Source organism: Aliivibrio sp. S10_S31, from assembly GCF_014694495.1.
In the GTDB taxonomy this organism is placed as follows: Bacteria; Pseudomonadota; Gammaproteobacteria; order Enterobacterales; family Vibrionaceae; genus Aliivibrio; species Aliivibrio fischeri.
In genome coordinates this window covers 1-1184 of record NZ_JAAUWR010000076.1, presented here as the reverse complement: position 1 = coordinate 1184, position 1184 = coordinate 1, and the positions used below count along the sequence as shown (strand labels likewise).

The window sequence follows — 1184 nt, the reverse complement described above, 5'->3', positions numbered from 1 at the left end:
CGTTCGCATTATCATCACGACCAACAGAAGCTGCAAAAGAGAAACCACCAAACTTAGGAGAATCGTAACGTACTTGGTTTGATTGACGATCGTAGTGACCAGCAATACCACCCCAATCGAATACAGAGCCTAAACCTGGGTTAGAGAAAGGCCAATCAACTAGTTCGTATAGTGGAGTAAGAACACGACCCACACGTACGTTACCCCAATCACCTGATGCACCGATAAACGTATCACGAAAACCTAGCACACCACCAGAAACACCACCGTGTGGCCAGTCAGTGTTATCAACATAACCTGATTCAATTTGCATTGTAATCAATACGTTTTCAAACATTTCTTTATGTGCACGGAAACCAATTCGAGATTCATTCTCTACTGCAAAACCCGTACTTGCATCATCATTGTCGGTAACGTTGTAGTTAACCACCGATATAGCAGCAACACCGTAAACATCAACATTAAAGTCAGAGTTAATACCAACTTCCTTTGCTGTTACACCAGCAGATGCTAAAGCAACAGCTGCGCCTAATAACGTTGTTTTAAAAAATTTGTTTTCCATGGAATAAAGCTCCTAAAAATGGATATAGCTGTGTTCATTATTTATTGGCTTTAAGTTGGCCGCCGAAAGCAATAAATAAATCTCCTCATTCACACAATTTTTAAATCAGAAAAGGAAAATTCAAAAATTGTAATTACCTTATATTTTTTCCTGCATACACTCCGTGCATCCATGGAATAAAGACTAAACTTTCATAAAAAAACATAAAACAAAAACTTAATTTCCAATAAAAAAAATATGAGCGAGCGCAAACTTCTTTCGTGTTAGTGATTAAGATCAAATTAAATAGATCAAAAAACATAAAAATCAGCGTTAAATATATAAAACAGCAACTTATAAATATAAAAAAATACTCAATGCGACAGAGATCTCTATATTTTGAAAAGCAAAGAAAAAACAACTTTAATTTATAGACATAGATAAACCATTAATAATTCGCTTTCAATAAATGGCAAATAACTTAATATTTTGACAAATAAAAAAAGGAGCCATATAAGGCTAATGCCGATCGTTTAAGGGACTTGAACGATCCTTGGCAGCCTTCATAATCGGTCTTAAATTTATTTTAAGGCCGATTTTTTATGTCTGAGTTTTCTCTTGAATTACAATTAACTGCAGAATT

1 protein-coding gene is annotated in these 1184 nt (G+C 34.7%); it reads right to left on the bottom strand.

Translation table 11 applies throughout. The features are described from left to right. On the bottom strand, positions 1 to 562 hold a 562-nt coding region (locus HC728_RS19605; RefSeq protein ID WP_190395978.1), incomplete at its 3' end, for a porin. Positions 563 to 1184: the final 622 nt, after the last annotated feature.